The organism is Rhizobium sp. RU35A, assembly GCF_900156005.1.
Taxonomy (GTDB): Bacteria; Pseudomonadota; Alphaproteobacteria; order Rhizobiales; family Rhizobiaceae; genus Neorhizobium; species Neorhizobium straminoryzae.
Genome location: NZ_FTMR01000005.1, coordinates 231,255 through 245,180, shown reverse-complemented (window position 1 = coordinate 245,180; position 13,926 = coordinate 231,255). Strand labels below are relative to the sequence as shown.

At 63.3% G+C, this 13,926-nt stretch carries 15 protein-coding genes; 3 read left to right on the top strand and 12 right to left on the bottom strand.

The features are described from left to right. Positions 1 to 4 precede the first annotated feature (4 nt). The 3 genes from F3H95_RS13495 to F3H95_RS13485 are packed head-to-tail and all read right to left on the bottom strand — an operon-like array spanning position 5 to position 2,173. Positions 5 to 409 carry a Fur family transcriptional regulator gene (locus F3H95_RS13495; protein ID WP_143127861.1) on the bottom strand — a complete coding sequence of 135 codons (405 nt, stop codon included), beginning with the start codon at positions 407 to 409 and terminating at the stop codon, positions 5 to 7. After that, entirely contained in the window at positions 406 to 1,233 is an 828-nt protein-coding gene (locus F3H95_RS13490; protein WP_149746372.1) for an iron chelate uptake ABC transporter family permease subunit, read from the bottom strand. The genes F3H95_RS13495 and F3H95_RS13490 overlap by 4 nt, the downstream gene beginning before the upstream one ends. Further along, on the bottom strand, positions 1,226 to 2,173 hold the full coding sequence (locus F3H95_RS13485) for a metal ABC transporter ATP-binding protein (RefSeq protein ID WP_149746371.1): 948 nt from the start codon (positions 2,171 to 2,173) through the stop codon (positions 1,226 to 1,228). Before F3H95_RS13485 ends, F3H95_RS13490 begins: the two co-directional genes overlap by 8 nt. Before the next feature lie 98 nt (positions 2,174 to 2,271). On the opposite strand from F3H95_RS13485, the gene znuA reads away from it, so the two are divergent. Then, the gene (gene znuA, locus F3H95_RS13480; RefSeq protein ID WP_149746370.1) at positions 2,272 to 3,276 is read left to right on the top strand and encodes a zinc ABC transporter substrate-binding protein ZnuA; all 1,005 of its coding nucleotides are present in this window, start codon (positions 2,272 to 2,274) and stop codon (positions 3,274 to 3,276) included. An 89-nt stretch (positions 3,277 to 3,365) separates the two neighbouring features. Next, a complete protein-coding gene (zigA, locus tag F3H95_RS13475; protein WP_149746369.1) occupies positions 3,366 to 4,571 on the top strand; it encodes a zinc metallochaperone GTPase ZigA in 1,206 nt (401 codons plus the stop codon). Positions 4,572 to 4,628: 57 nt separating this feature from the next. Here zigA and F3H95_RS13470 read toward each other — a convergent pair whose 3' ends face one another. From F3H95_RS13470 to gndA, 3 genes are all read right to left on the bottom strand, one after another. Next, positions 4,629 to 4,964 (bottom strand): RcnB family protein, encoded by a 336-nt coding sequence (locus F3H95_RS13470; protein WP_149746368.1) that lies wholly within the window; start codon positions 4,962 to 4,964, stop codon positions 4,629 to 4,631. A gap of 200 nt (positions 4,965 to 5,164) precedes the next feature. Beyond that, positions 5,165 to 6,208 carry an L-glyceraldehyde 3-phosphate reductase gene (gene mgrA / locus F3H95_RS13465; protein WP_149746367.1) on the bottom strand — a complete coding sequence of 348 codons (1,044 nt, stop codon included), beginning with the start codon at positions 6,206 to 6,208 and terminating at the stop codon, positions 5,165 to 5,167. Positions 6,209 to 6,336: 128 nt separating this feature from the next. Further along, entirely contained in the window at positions 6,337 to 7,767 is a 1,431-nt protein-coding gene (gndA, locus tag F3H95_RS13460) for an NADP-dependent phosphogluconate dehydrogenase (protein WP_149746366.1), read from the bottom strand. Positions 7,768 to 7,968: 201 nt separating this feature from the next. Here gndA and F3H95_RS13455 point away from each other — a divergent pair, with 201 nt between their 5' ends. Then, complete coding sequence (locus F3H95_RS13455; RefSeq protein WP_149746365.1) at positions 7,969 to 8,391, top strand: SRPBCC family protein; 423 nt, start codon at positions 7,969 to 7,971, stop codon at positions 8,389 to 8,391. 41 nt (positions 8,392 to 8,432) lie between these two features. Here the strand turns inward: F3H95_RS13455 and F3H95_RS13450 are convergent, their stop codons facing one another. From F3H95_RS13450 to F3H95_RS13425, 6 genes are all read right to left on the bottom strand, one after another. Continuing rightward, positions 8,433 to 9,368, bottom strand: coding sequence for a lipid A biosynthesis lauroyl acyltransferase (locus F3H95_RS13450; protein ID WP_149746364.1), 936 nt, complete (start codon positions 9,366 to 9,368; stop codon positions 8,433 to 8,435). 4 nt (positions 9,369 to 9,372) lie between these two features. Next, the gene (locus tag F3H95_RS13445) at positions 9,373 to 10,401 is read right to left on the bottom strand and encodes a zinc-binding dehydrogenase (protein WP_149746363.1); all 1,029 of its coding nucleotides are present in this window, start codon (positions 10,399 to 10,401) and stop codon (positions 9,373 to 9,375) included. A 72-nt stretch (positions 10,402 to 10,473) separates the two neighbouring features. Next, entirely contained in the window at positions 10,474 to 11,763 is a 1,290-nt protein-coding gene (locus F3H95_RS13440) for a beta-ketoacyl-ACP synthase (protein ID WP_143124690.1), read from the bottom strand. A gap of 10 nt (positions 11,764 to 11,773) precedes the next feature. Further along, positions 11,774 to 12,979 (bottom strand): beta-ketoacyl-ACP synthase, encoded by a 1,206-nt coding sequence (locus F3H95_RS13435; RefSeq protein WP_149746362.1) that lies wholly within the window; start codon positions 12,977 to 12,979, stop codon positions 11,774 to 11,776. A 39-nt stretch (positions 12,980 to 13,018) separates the two neighbouring features. Then, positions 13,019 to 13,492, bottom strand: a complete 474-nt coding sequence (locus tag F3H95_RS13430; protein WP_143124688.1) for a 3-hydroxyacyl-ACP dehydratase FabZ family protein — start codon at positions 13,490 to 13,492, stop codon at positions 13,019 to 13,021. Positions 13,493 to 13,511: 19 nt separating this feature from the next. Further along, positions 13,512 to 13,790 carry an acyl carrier protein gene (locus tag F3H95_RS13425; protein WP_143124687.1) on the bottom strand — a complete coding sequence of 93 codons (279 nt, stop codon included), beginning with the start codon at positions 13,788 to 13,790 and terminating at the stop codon, positions 13,512 to 13,514. Between the last annotated feature and the right edge of the window lie 136 nt (positions 13,791 to 13,926).

The window sequence follows — 13,926 nt, the reverse complement described above, 5'->3', positions numbered from 1 at the left end:
CCTGTCAGCCGGCGCAGGCGCTGCAGAGACCGCGCAGTTCGATCGTGGTCTTCTCCGCCTTGAAGCCCTTGCTGCGGGCAAAATGCGCCAGACGATCGTCGATCGCATGATCATGGAACTCGCTGACCTGCCCGCAGCTTTCGCAGATCGCAAAGGCCACCGTGCCGTGATGACGGCAGCAGGCTTCCGTGGTGTGCGAGCAGGCGACGAAGGAGTTGAGGCTTTCCAGACGATGGACGAGCCCGAGTTCCAGAAGTTTTTCCAGCGCGCGATAGACCTGCAGCGGTGCACGGAAACCGTGGTCGCGCAACTTGTCCAGAATGGTATAGGCGCTCATGGGGCCTTCGGCCCGCGTCAGCGCGTCAAAGACCAGCGCCTGGTTCTTGGTCAGGTTCGTCGGTGCATTCATCGGCGTTCTCCGTCAGGCTTTGCGGTCTGGGCAAGCCCCTTGCCGAGCGAAGGCAGAAGGCTTGCGATGAAGAGAGCAAGGGCGGCGACCACGATCGACGGGCCGGAGGGCGTATCGGCCTGAAGCGAGCCGAACAATCCACCGACGACCGCGAGCGCGCCAAGAAGCGATGCAAGCACCGCCATCCGTTCCGGACTTGCCGAAAAGCGGCGGGCGGTCGCAGCCGGGATGATCAGCAGCGCCGTGATCAACAGGATGCCCACGATCTTCATGGCAATGGCAATCACCAGCGCCATCAGCAGCATGAAGAACAGCCGCGCACGGCCGGGGTTCAACCCCTCCGCCTCGGCAAGATCGTGACTGACCGTCGAGGCCACCAGAGGCCGCCACAGCAGCACCAGGCAACCGACGACGAAGGCGCCGCCCAGCCAGATCAGCAGGATATCCGTGGTGGTGACCGCGAGAATATCGCCGAACAGGAAGGCGATGAGATCGATGCGCACCCAGGACATGAAGGCAACCAGCACGAGGCCGATGGCGAGCGTGGAATGCGAGAGAATGCCGAGCAGCGAATCCGCCGAAAGACCCTGCCGGCGCTGCAGGAAGAGCAGCAGAAACGACACGGCCACCGCCACGCCGAACACACTGAGCAGCAGATTGATCTCGAAGAACAGCGACAGCGCGACGCCAAGCAGGGCCGAATGCGCCATGGTATCCCCGAAATAGGCCATGCGCCGCCAGACGACGAGGCAGCCGAGCGGTCCGGTGGTCAGCGCGAGACCGATGCCGGCCAGAAGCGCACGGACGAAGAAGTCATCAAGCATGGCGGTGCGCCTCCCCGGCCCCGGCGTCCCGAGGGTCGTGATGCGCATGGTCGTGGCCAGGATGATGATCGTGACCGTCATGGATCCCATGGGCACGCGGATGGCCGTGATCATGGTCGTGATCCTGGCCTTCGCCATGATGATGCCCGTCGTCGGGATGGCAATGATCCGTGACGCTGCCATCCTGATGCAGCACGCGGCCATCCGGCAGGTGCGTGTGGTCGTGCCGATGGGTGTAGAGCGCAAGTCCGGCGCCCGGCGCGCCGAACAGCTTTCGATAATCGTCGCTCTGGCTGACGGCCGCCGGCGTTCCCCGGCAGCAGACATGACCGTTCAGGCAGACCACCGTATCGGTACCGGCCATTACCATATGCAGATCATGCGAGATCATCAGGATGCCGCAGCCGGTGCGGTTGCGGATCTCGCCGATCAGGCCGTAGAGTGCCGTCTCGCCGGCGAAATCGACGCCCTGCACCGGTTCGTCCAGCACCAGCAGATCGGGCTTGCGCGCGATGGCGCGGGCCAGCAGCGCGCGCTGGAATTCGCCACCGGACAAATGCTGCACCTCCGCCTTGCGCAGATGCGGGATTCCGACCGCCTCGAGCGCAGCCGCAAGATCGGTTTCCGCCAGCCGGCCGGTCAGATGCATCAGCCGCTCGACAGAAAGCGGCATCGTCCAGTCGATCGACAGCTTTTGCGGCACATAGCCAATGGCAAGACCGTCCGCGCGCTGCACGGATCCTTCATCGGGCCGCAGCACGCCGATCGCAAGCTTCGCGGTGGTGGACTTGCCGGCACCGTTCGGTCCGATCAGGGTGACGATTTCGCCGCGGGACAGGGTCAGGTCAACACCACGCACAAGCCAGCGCCCCTGCCGACGGATGCCCGCATTGGCAAGCGAAACCAGCGATTGCTGGCGGGCGGAGGACGGCATCAACATCAAATTTCCTGTTCTGGTGTTGCCCTCTGCTATTACACACGTTATAGCGTTACACAACCGATGTAATAACATAACACCAACATTCAAGGAGCGACCGGATGAGAAAACCCGCCGCCATCCTCCTCGCCTCGGCAAGCCTTGTGGTTGCCACGGCGGCACATGCCGCCCCCGATGTCGTGGTTTCGATCAAGCCGATCCACTCGCTGGTGGCTTCGGTCATGCAGGGTGTTGCAGAACCCAAGCTGATTGTCGATGGCGCTGCCTCGCCGCATACCTATTCGATGAAGCCCTCCAATGCGAAGGCGGTGGCGGATGCCGATATCGTCTTCTGGGTCGGCCCGACCATGGAAGCGTTTCTCGACAAGCCGCTCGATGCACTGGGCGGCAAGGCCATGGTCGTTGCGCTCGGCGATGCTCCGGGCCTCGAAAAACTGACCTTCCGCGAAGGCGGCCCCTTCGAGGCGCATGACGACGGTGACGAGCAGGGCGAGGGCCATGACCGCGTGACCGAAAAGGCGCATCATGACGATCACGGCCACGATGCGCATGAGGCACATGCCCACGAAGGGCACTCCCACGAGGGCTTCGACACCCATCTGTGGCTCGATCCTGAAAATGCCAAGGCCATGGTGAAAGAGATCGAGGCGCGTCTGGTGGCAGCCGATCCTGCCAATGTGGCGATCTATACCCGAAACACGCTCGCGCTGCTGAAGCGCATCGACGCACTGGATGTCGAGATCGCCGCCACGGTTGCACCGGTCAAGAACAAGCCCTTCATCGTGTTCCATGACGCCTACCAGTATTTCGAGCACCATTACGGGGTTAAGGTGGCGGGCTCCATTACGGTCAGCCCGGAAACCGCACCCGGCGCCGAACGGCTGAAGGAGATCAAGGCAAAGATTGCCGGTCTTGGCGCGACCTGTGTGTTTGCCGAGCCGCAATTCACGCCCAAACTGATCAATGTCGTGACCGAAGGCACGCGCGCCAAGTCCGGCGTTCTGGATCCGGAAGGCGCGACGCTGAAGGCAGGCCCCGACCTCTATTTCGAACTGATGCGCACCATCGCGACATCGCTCAACGATTGCCTCGGCAAGGACAGCTGATCCAGCCGAGCGTCACTCTGCGATCAAGGCGGCAGGTCCGCCTTTTTCTTGAACCAAACATGTTATGTTATAACAAAAAGGACATCGACATGGACCAGCGGCTTCCCGTTACGGTTCTCTCCGGCTTTCTCGGTGCCGGCAAGACGACGCTTCTCAACCACATCCTGACCAATCGCGAGGGTCTGCGCGTCGCGGTGATCGTCAACGACATGAGCGAGGTGAACATCGATGCGGCGCTGGTGCGCGATGGCGGTGCCGAGCTTTCCCGCACCGAGGAGCAGCTGGTGGAGATGACCAATGGCTGCATCTGTTGCACGCTGCGCGACGATCTTCTGAAGGAAGTCCGCGCGCTCGCCGAACAGAAACGCTTCGACTATCTGCTGATCGAATCCACCGGCATCGCCGAGCCGCTGCCGGTCGCCGCCACCTTCGAATTCCGTGACGAGAACGGCGAAAGCCTCTCCGATGTTGCCCGTCTCGACACCATGGTGACGGTGGTGGATGCGGCAAACCTGCTGAAGGATTACGGCTCCGCCGACTTCCTGGCCGACCGTGGCGAAACCGCCGGCGACGGCGACAACCGCACGCTGGTCGATCTTCTCGTCGAGCAGATCGAGTTTGCCGATGTGGTCGTGCTGAACAAGGTTTCGACAGCGACGCGGGAAGAACGTGCTGCCGCCCGCGCGATCGTTGCCGGGCTGAACCCCGATGCGCGCATCATCGAGGCGAATTTCGGCCATGTCGCCTCAGGCGACATTCTGGGTACCGGACTCTTTGATTTCGCCAGGGCCGAGACGCATCCGCTATGGTTCAAGGAACTGCACGGGTTCCGCGACCATGTGCCGGAAACCGAGGAATATGGCATCCGCTCCTTCGTCTACCGCGCGCGTCGTCCCTTCGATCCGGCCAAGCTGCATGCCTTCATCAACCGGTCCTGGCCGGGCGTCATCCGCGCTAAGGGCTTCTTCTGGCTGGCCACGCGCCCCTACCATGTCGGTGAGATCTCACAGGCCGGCGCGCTGATCCGCACCCAGAAGCTCGGCCTCTGGTGGGATGCCGTGCCGCGTGAACAGTGGCCAGAGGACCAGGGCTTTCGCGCCGGACTGGCCCGCTACCTCGATCCGGTCTGGGGCGACCGCCGCCAGGAAATCGTCTTCATCGGGGCAGATCCGATGGACGAGCAGTGGATCCGCAACCATCTCGACATCTGCCTGATGCCGACCGACCGTTTTACGCCGGACCGCTGGCGCGACCTGCCGGACCCCTTTGCCAGCTGGAGCCAACGGGCTGCCTGAGGCTGAAACACAAGGCCGCCGGCATGACCGGCGGCCTGATGCAATGACACTCCGGTATCAGCGTCCCGATACGATGCTGGCAATGACGCCACTGGCTGCGCCGATCAGAAGGAACTGGTTGTCGACGCGCACCCACTGGTAACCGCGGGGCGGTGCGGAGAGGCGGTAACGGCGATAGTCGCGCACCTCGGCGAGGCGTGCCCGCTCCGCCCGGCTCAAACGATGCCCCTTCTTCCAGTGCGGCTCACGGACGATCACCGTCTTCTTCTCGATCACGACCGTCCGCTCATGGGGCCGGTGCCGGTCGCGGTCCGGCCCGCGAAACTCCTGGGCCTCGGCGATCGGCGCGGCCAGAATGGTGGCGACGGTCAGAAGGGAAAGAATGGTCTTCATCGGATGTCTCCTCGTTCTTCACACCTGAAGGCTAGAGGTTGCCGACTGAACGCCAGATGAACCACCACATTACAATTCTGCAATGAAATGAGGGTGATGAACGCAATTCCTGATTCCATTCCTCATCGGCTTGAATCAGATTCTCAACGAAAAGGGCCCGGCAGATCGCCGGGCCCGAAGGCATTCCAGGGAGCCGGTCCTTACCGGGACGGACCTTCGCGCTCGGCAGAGGCGGCCCAGAGGTTGATGTCGGCATCCTTGGCGAAGACTTCGATTTCCGCGAGTTCCTCGGCCGTGAAGTCGGGCTTCTCCAGTGCCGCCACGCAATCCACCACCTGTTCCGGGCGGCTTGCGCCGATCAGCGCGGAGGTGACGCGACCGCCACGCAGCACCCAGGCAATGGCCATCTGCGCCAGCGTCTGGCCGCGCTTTTCGGCAATGGCGTTGAGGCCGCGCAGGTTGTTGACGTTGCGCTCGTTGAGGAAGGCCGGGCGCAGCGACTTGCCCTGCGCGGCGCGGCTATCCTCCGGAATGCCGCCGAGATATTTCGACGTCAGCATGCCCTGGGCGAGCGGCGAGAACACGATCGAGCCGATGCCGAGATCGTCCAGCGTGTCGAGCAGGCCGTCTTCTTCCACCCAGCGGTTGATGATCGAATAGCTCGGCTGGTGGATCAGGCAGGGCGTGCCGAGATCCTTGAGGATCGCGGCGGCTTCCTGTGTGCGCTTCGAATTGTAGGAGGAAATGCCGACATAGAGCGCGCGGCCGGAACGGACGATGTGATCGAGCGCGCCGCAGGTTTCTTCGAGCGGCGTATCCGGATCGAAGCGGTGCGAATAGAAGATATCGACATAATCGAGGCCCATGCGCTTCAGGCTCTGGTCGCAGGAGGCGATCAGATACTTGCGGCTGCCCCACTCGCCATAAGGACCCGGCCACATGTTGTATCCGGCCTTGGAGGAGATGATCAGTTCGTCGCGGTAGCCGGCAAAATCGGTCTTCAGGATTTCGCCAAACGCCAGTTCCGCACTGCCCGGCAGCGGGCCGTAATTGTTGGCGAGGTCGAAATGGGTGATGCCGAGATCGAACGCGGTGCGGCAGATGTCGCGCTTGCGCTGGTGCGGCGTGTCATCGCCGAAATTGTGCCAGAGGCCGAGCGACAGCGCCGGCAGCTTCAAGCCGGAGCGGCCACAGCGGTTGTACTTCATGCGGGCATAGCGGTCTGCGGAAGGTGTCCAGGCCATGAGTGTGTCCTCCATCGATGTCAGGGCAGGTCTCGTCCCGGCGGGGACGGGCACCACGCGCGGCAAAATCGGCGCGCGGCAAAAACGAAAAAACAGGGCGCGTGACGCGCCCTGCCCGATCTCCGCTCTCAGGCGTTGAGGCCGCTGCCCCAGGGGCCGTGATGCTTGTCGACGCCATCGACACGGTCGAAGCCATGCGCGCCGAAGAAATCGCGCTGCGCCTGGATGAGGTTGGCCGTGCCGCGCGCGCGGCGGTAGCTGTCGAAATAGGCAAGCGCCGAGGCGAGCGCCGGAACCGGAAGCCCGGCCATGACAGCCGTCGAGACGACGCGACGCAGCGACGCATCCGTCTCCTTGACGAGCTGCGAGAAGGCCGGCGTCACGATGAGGTTCGCCACATCCGGCTCCTTGGTGAATGCCGAGGTGATCTCATCGAGGAACTGCGAGCGGATGATGCAGCCGGCGCGCCAGATCTTTGCGATCGTCGGCATCGGCAGGTTCCAGCCATATTCCTTCGACGCTGCCGACATGACGGCAAATCCTTGCGCATAGGCGCCGATCTTGGCGGCCAGCAGCGCGTTTTCGAGGTCATGCAGGAAGGAGACACCGTCTGTCGCCGGGAAGGCAACCGTCTCCGGCAGCCCGAGGATTTTTTCAGCCTCGACGCGCTCCGCCTTCTGCGAGGAAAGGATGCGGCCGGCAACGGCGGCTTCGATGCCGGTGGCGGCAACGCCCAGATTCTGCGCCTCGATGACGGACCACTTGCCGGTGCCCTTCTGGCCGGCAGCGTCGAGAATGACATCCACCATCGGCTGGCCGCTGATCGGGTCGGTGGCGGCGAGAACCTTCTCGGTGATCTCGATCAGGTAGGAGTTGAGGCGCCCTTCGTTCCAGCGACCGAAGACCTGGGAAATCTCGGAGGCCGAGAGTTTCAATCCATCGCGCAGGATGCCGTAGATTTCGGCGATCATCTGCATGTCGGCATATTCGATGCCGTTGTGGATCGTCTTGACGAAGTGGCCGGCGCCGTCATTGCCGAGCCAGGCAACGCAGGGGTCACCGTTGAATTTGGCGGAGATGGAGGTCAAAACCTTCTCGACGCGCTTCCAGCTCTCTTCCGTGCCGCCGACCATGATCGAGGGACCGTGGCGGGCGCCCTCTTCGCCGCCGGAGACGCCCATGCCGATAAAGGTCAGCGGGCTATCCTTCAGCGCATCGAAGCGGCGCATGGTATCGCGGAAATTGGCATTGCCGGCATCAATCATGATGTCGCCTGCCGCGAGATACGGCTTCAGCAGCTCCATCTGCTGGTCAACCGGATCGCCGGCCTTGATCATGATGATGATCGGCCGCGGCGGACGGATGGCGGCGGTAAACTCTTCCAGCGACTCGCAAGGAATGATCTGTCCCTGCAGTGCACCGGCCTCGGCGAAGAATTTTCGGGTCGCTTCGGGGCTGCGGTTGAAGACGGCAATCTTGTTGCCTTTTTCCGCGATGTTGAGAGCCAGGTTGGAACCCATAACGCCAAGGCCGATAAGGCCGATTTCTGCCTGTTCCACGGGAGTGCCTCCAATACGGTTGGGTGGCTGTTTTGGCACTCTAACTGACGAACGGCAAGGTCAGGCCCCACTGAAACGGTTTAAAATTTGCGCCGGCAGGGTTGCAGCACGCGCAGGCCCGCGCGCCCGCTTGGCGCCGGACTTGCCTTTCGCAGCACTTGCGCCATAACGAACATTGCAGGAACAGGATGGAGGTTTCGGATGTCCCCGATGACGGCCAAACTCGTGCATCTGTCGATCGATCGCGACTGGCGCGCGGTCTACGACTTCGCCCGCCAGCCGGACAACATGGCCCATTGGGCCTCCGGCCTCGGCGCAGGCCTCACACGTGACGGCGAGGACTGGCTGGCCGATGGCGGGCCGCTCGGTCAGGTGCGGGTGACATTCTCTCCGGCCAATGACTTCGGCGTGATCGACCATGTCGTGCACATGCCCTCCGGCCTCAAGGTGCACAATGCCTTCCGGATCGTGCCGAACGGCGACGGCGCAGAGGCGATCTTCATGGTCACACGCCTGCCGTACCAGAGCGAGGCGCAGTTCGAACAGGATGCCGCGCATGTGCTGCGGGACCTGTCGACCCTGAAGGCGATCATGGAACAGGAAGGCAGGGACGCCGAGGACTAATACCAAGTGTCGATCAGAGGAACCGACAGCAAAAGGCGGGGTCAGCCCTTCAGGCTGTGCTTGATGTTCCAGCGGTCGTGATACCACAGCCACTGTTCCGGATGCTCCCGCACCCAGCTTTCCACCTTGTCGTTCAGCATCTGGCCGGTCGCCTGCACGTCGATGGCCCCCTTCTCGTTACGGGGAATCTCGATCCTCGGCTCGATCTCCAGCCGGAAACGATTGTTGGGCAAGCGGATGCAGCGGGCGGGATAGACCTCGCAGTCGAACTGGCGCACCAGCTTGGCCAGCAGCGGATTGGTCTGCACCGGCCGGCTGAAGAAGTCGGTCTTGAGCCCCTTCTGGAACTTCTGGTCCACCAGCACGCCAATCCCCTTGCCGGCCTCCAGCTGACGCGCCAGCGCAAAGGAAGAACCGGCATGCGAAGGCACCAGCTTGCCCATGCGGGCCGCGCGGAAGGAGAACACCTTTTCGGCGATATAGGGATTGTTCGGCGGACGGAACATCACGGTGACGTTGAGGCCGAAGGCGTTGCCGGCCACCGGAAGCAGTTCGAAATTGCCGGTATGGGCGGTAAAGACGATGAAGGGCCGCGGATTGTCGCGCAGGTCGAGGAAGATCGGAATGCCCTCCACCTCGACCCGGCCCGGCTCCGTCGCCTGCGGATCGAAGTCGAAGAGGCGGTCGAGGAAGACATATTCCGCCGCAAGCCGCCCCATATGGCCCCAGGAGGCCACGGCAATCGCCGCGCGCTCGGCCTCGGTCTTCTCCGGATAGGCGTTGGCGAGGTTCACCAGCATCAGCCGGTGGCGCGGCGTCAGCGGGCCGATCTGACGCATCAGCCAGTCGATGAAGCGGATCGCCGGATCGGCGGGAAGCAGCTTCAGCAGATTGAGGAAGCCGAAGACTGCCTGCGCCACCAGCCATTGCTGGGTGTGGCGCAGGGCCAGCACGATCCGCGTGATCAGCATCTTCAAGGGATCAGTCCATCCTCAGAACGATTTTTCCGAAGATCTGACGACCTTCCATGCGCTCGAGCGCCTTGTCGATCTCGCCGAAGGTGACTTCCGTATCGATGACCGGATGCACGATGCCGCGCGCCATCTTCTGCATGGCGTTCGCCATGTTTTCCATGCGGCAGCCGAAGGAGCCGAGCAGCTTCAACTGCTGCTGGAACAGCATCATCAGGTTGACTTCGGTGGAGACGCCGGAGGTGGAACCACAGGTGACGAGACGTCCGCCGCGCTTGAGAACCAGCATGGAGCCGGCCCAGGTATCCTTGCCGACATGTTCGAAGACGACGTCGACGCCCTTCTTCTTCGTCAGCTTGCGCACCACGCCCTCGAACCGGTCCGTGCGGTAGTTGATGACGTGGTCGGCGCCGAGTGCCCTCGCCTTCTCGATCTTGTCGTCCGAACCGACCGTGGTGATGACCGTGCAGCCCATCTTCTTGGCAAGCTGGATGGCCGCCGTGCCGATGCCGGAGCCGCCGGCATGCACCAGGATCGTCTCGCCGGGCTCGAGCTTGGCATTGTCGAACAGCATGTGCTCGACGGTGCCGAAGGTGACCGGCGCCAGCGCCGCGCCGATTTCATCGACGCCGGGCGGGGCCGCAACGAGCTGGCGGGCCGGGATATTGATCTTTTCCTGCGCAAAGCCATCGAGATGGAAGCCATGCACACCCGCGACGTTCTCGCAGAGATTGTCGCGCTTTTCGCGGCAGGGCTTGCAGAGGCCGCAGGTGCGCGCGCCATAGACGGACACCAGCTGGCCGGGCAGCACGTTCGACACGCCGGGGCCGATCGCTTCCACCACGGCGGAGGCTTCCGCGCCGATCGTCAGCGGCATCTTGCGCTTGGCAAAGGCCATGCCGCGCCAGCCCCACACATCGATGTGGTTCAGCGCCACCGCCTTGACCCGAAGCGTCACCTCGCCCGGTGCCGGCGCCTCCGGTTCCGGAATGTCGGTCGCTTCAAGACGGCGGTCATCGATCAGTTGCAAGGCGCGCATGAGTGTTTCCCTTCGCCCGGAGGCGTCAAAGAGTGTTGGGGTCCGGGGATCGGACGAGTTTGGAACCGGTCTTTAGGCCGGCTCCGCCGTCATGACAAGGCTGGCATTCTGACCGCCGAAACCAAACGAGTTCGACAGCACCGCCCTCACCTGCTGGTCCCGCTTCACGTTCGGCACGACATCGAGCACGATCGTCGGATCCGGATTGACGTGGTTGATGGTCGGCGGCAGCGTGCCGGTCAGCATGGTCTGGATGGAGAACACCGCCTCCACCGCTCCAGCCGCCGTCAGCGTGTGGCCGATCATCGACTTGTTGGACGAGCACGGGATGGCGTCTTTCAGCCGGTCGCCGAAGACGGCCAGCATCGCGCCATATTCCATCTTGTCATTTTCCGGGGTCGAGGTGCCGTGGGCATTGATGTAGCCGATGCCGCCTTCATCCATGCCGGCATCTTCCAGCGCCGCACGGATCGTGGCAATCGCGGGACCGCCATCCGGCGAGGAGCGCGTGCGGTGGAAATGGTCGGCCTTTTCGCCGCAGCCCTTGAGGATGCCGAGCACCCTGGCGCCACGGGCCACCGCCGATTCCAGCGATTCCAGCACCAGCGTTGCGGCCCCTTCGGCAATCACGAACCCGTCACGGTCCTTGCTGAACGGCTTCGAGGCCTTTTCGGGTGGATCGTTCTGGGTGGAGAGGGCCGAGAGCAGCGAGAAGCGGATCAGCGCTTCGGCGCTGACGGAACCGTCGGTCGCCACGGTCAGGGCACGATCGGTACGCCCCTGGCGGATCGCCTCGACGCCGAGCTGAATCGCGGTCGCGCCGGACGCACAGGCCGTCGACAGCGTCACCGGCAGGCCGCGCGTGCCAAAATGATCGGAGAGGCGTTCTGAAATCGAGCCGAACTGCACAGCTTCGAGGAAGACCGGATCGGGACGTTCGCGCATCGCGGTCAGGAAGCGGTCGTAGGCATCCGCTTCGGCGGATGGCGGCGGCGCGCGGTCGGCGAGTTCGAAGCGGGCGCTCCATTCCGGTTCCACCGGCGGGGCAGCGAGAAACAGCGGACCGGCGAAATCGCCGGAAAGGCCGGCCTGCGCCAGGGCCTCGGTCGTGGTTTCGCGGGCCATGGCGAAGGAGCGCTCCACCGAATTCGGATAGGGCACATCGATGAAGTCCACCGTGCCGGAAATGCGCGTGGAGAGGCCCTCGGTCGGGAACCGCGTCGTCTTGTGGATGCCGGACCGGCCCGAGGTCAAGGCGGCCCAGTTATCCTGCAGCCCCTGGCCGAGCGAGGTGATGACGCCCATGCCGGTGACGGCAATGATCGGGCGGCCGAGATGGTCTTTGAAAGCAGCATTGCTCATGATGTCATCCTCAGCCGTTCTTCGACAGCACGGCAAGCCCTTCGCCGCGCAGGTAGCCGACGGTGGTCACCACGGCATGGGTCGCACCGCCGTTCATCGGCTTTTCGTGATCCGCATCGAAGACCGGCACCTGGGCGCCGTGATCGAGCGAGAGAGCGGCAAGCGCCAGTCCCAGCGGGAACTGTGCTTCCATGGCATGGCCGGTCATGCCGCCAAAGCCACGGATCGTGGCGCCCGGAAATTCGGCTTCGAGCGCGGCACGCTCGCGGGCGGCGAGATCGACAAGACCGCTTGAGCCGGAGAAGACGACGAGATCGCCGGGCGTCACATCGGCGGCAAGACCGCTCATCCGGCCGAGACGCTTTTCAAGCCCGCGGTCGTCACGATTGCCGCGATCGCCTTCGATGGCATCCATGACCGCGTAGATATGTGCGCCACGGGCTTCCGCATGCGTGCGGCTTTCCATCACGAGGAAGGCGCCGACCGAGCCCATGATCATGCCGCCGCCGTTTTCGACAGCGCGCGACCAGAGCGGATGCCAGTCACCCGTCGCGTGGGCGCGGATGCCCTCGACGAGCAGCAGGATATCGGCACGCTCCGCCACGAAGGCACCGCCCACCAGCGAATGGGTGGACTGGCCGGACTTGATACGGTGATAGGCGGTTTCCACGGCGGAAATGCCGGCGGCCTCTTCGCCCATGAAGGTGCGCGAGGAACCAGTGACCTTGTGCACGATGGAGATATTGCCGGCGAGCAGGTTGGAAAGCTGGGCGAGGAACAGCGTCGGACGCAGTTCGGTGGTCAGCTTCTCGTTCAGCAGCATCTCGCGGTCATTGCGCTTCAGCGCCTCGTCAACGATCAGCGTATCGACCTTGATGTCGCGCTCGCCGCCGCCGGCCGCCACGATCATGTCCATCGTGCCGCAGGCTTCCGCATTGTCTTTCAGGCCCGCATCATCGAGCGCCAGCCCGGCGGCGAACACCCCGAGACGCTGCCAGTTTTCCATCTGGCGCTGGTCGCCGCGCTTGGCGATCTGCTGCGACCAGTCGATCTCCGGCATGGGATGCACGGGATAGGGCTTGAAGCGATCCGTTTCCACGGGAGGGCGCGCGGAGGCCCCGCCGGTCAGAAGCGCCACATGCGGCGCCTTGCCGACGCCCTGGCACGTGACGATGCCAAGACCAGTGATCACGACATCCTTGTCTGAACTGCTCATTTCGAGATCATCCTTCTCACCCGCCGTTCACCGGCCTCTTCAGGCGCGGGCGGCCAGTGCATCCATAAGCCCGACTTCGCCGGCACGCCGGCGCACGATCTCGGCCAGCGGCACCTGATCGAAGGGCATGGTGCGCAGCTTCAGCTGCGCGTCGCAAACCTTCTTGCCGGCCGACGAGATCTTTGCCTTCGTCACCGCATAGCCCGATCCCTCATGCTCCAGAAACGCCTCGATGTCGAGAACCGCGTCAGGTTCGACGAAGGTGCGCATCTTGGCGCCATCGACGGACATCAGGAAGGGCATGGCGGCAAAGTTCGTCGCGCCGAGCACGAGAAAGCCGCTCGCCTGCGCCATGGTCTCGATCAGGAGGACGCCGGGAACCAGCGGCATGCCGGGAAAATGGCCTTCGAAGACCGGGCTTTTCGACGGCACGACCGAGCGTGCCGTCAGCGTTTTCGCCTCAAGATCGACCGCTTCGACGCGATCGATCATCTGGAAATATTCAAGAAGCATTCGCCTCGCAGCCGGCTTCTCAGCCCTTGGCTGCCCTCAGCTCGTCGATCTTGGCGCAGAGGTTCTTCAGCACGAAGTATTCCTCGGTCGAAACCTTGCCTTCGTTGACTTCCTGCGTCCACTGCTCGAGCGGGATCTTGATGCCGAATTCCTTGTCGATCGCGAAAACGATGTCGAGGAAGTCCAGGCTGTCGATGCCGAGGTCATCGATGGTGTGGCTTTCCGGGGTGATGGTGTCGCGGTCGATTTCGCTCGTTTCGGCGATGATATCGGCAACTTTGTCGAAGGTAGCGGTCACGCTCTTATCCTCTGAAGTCTGATCGTTTGATGTTCCACATAGGGAAAACCGGCATCAATGCCAATGGCCTGCGATGCCGGGAGGGAAATTTTGCACCTGAACTGTTGCGCAAACAGCATCTGGCGGGACTGCAACG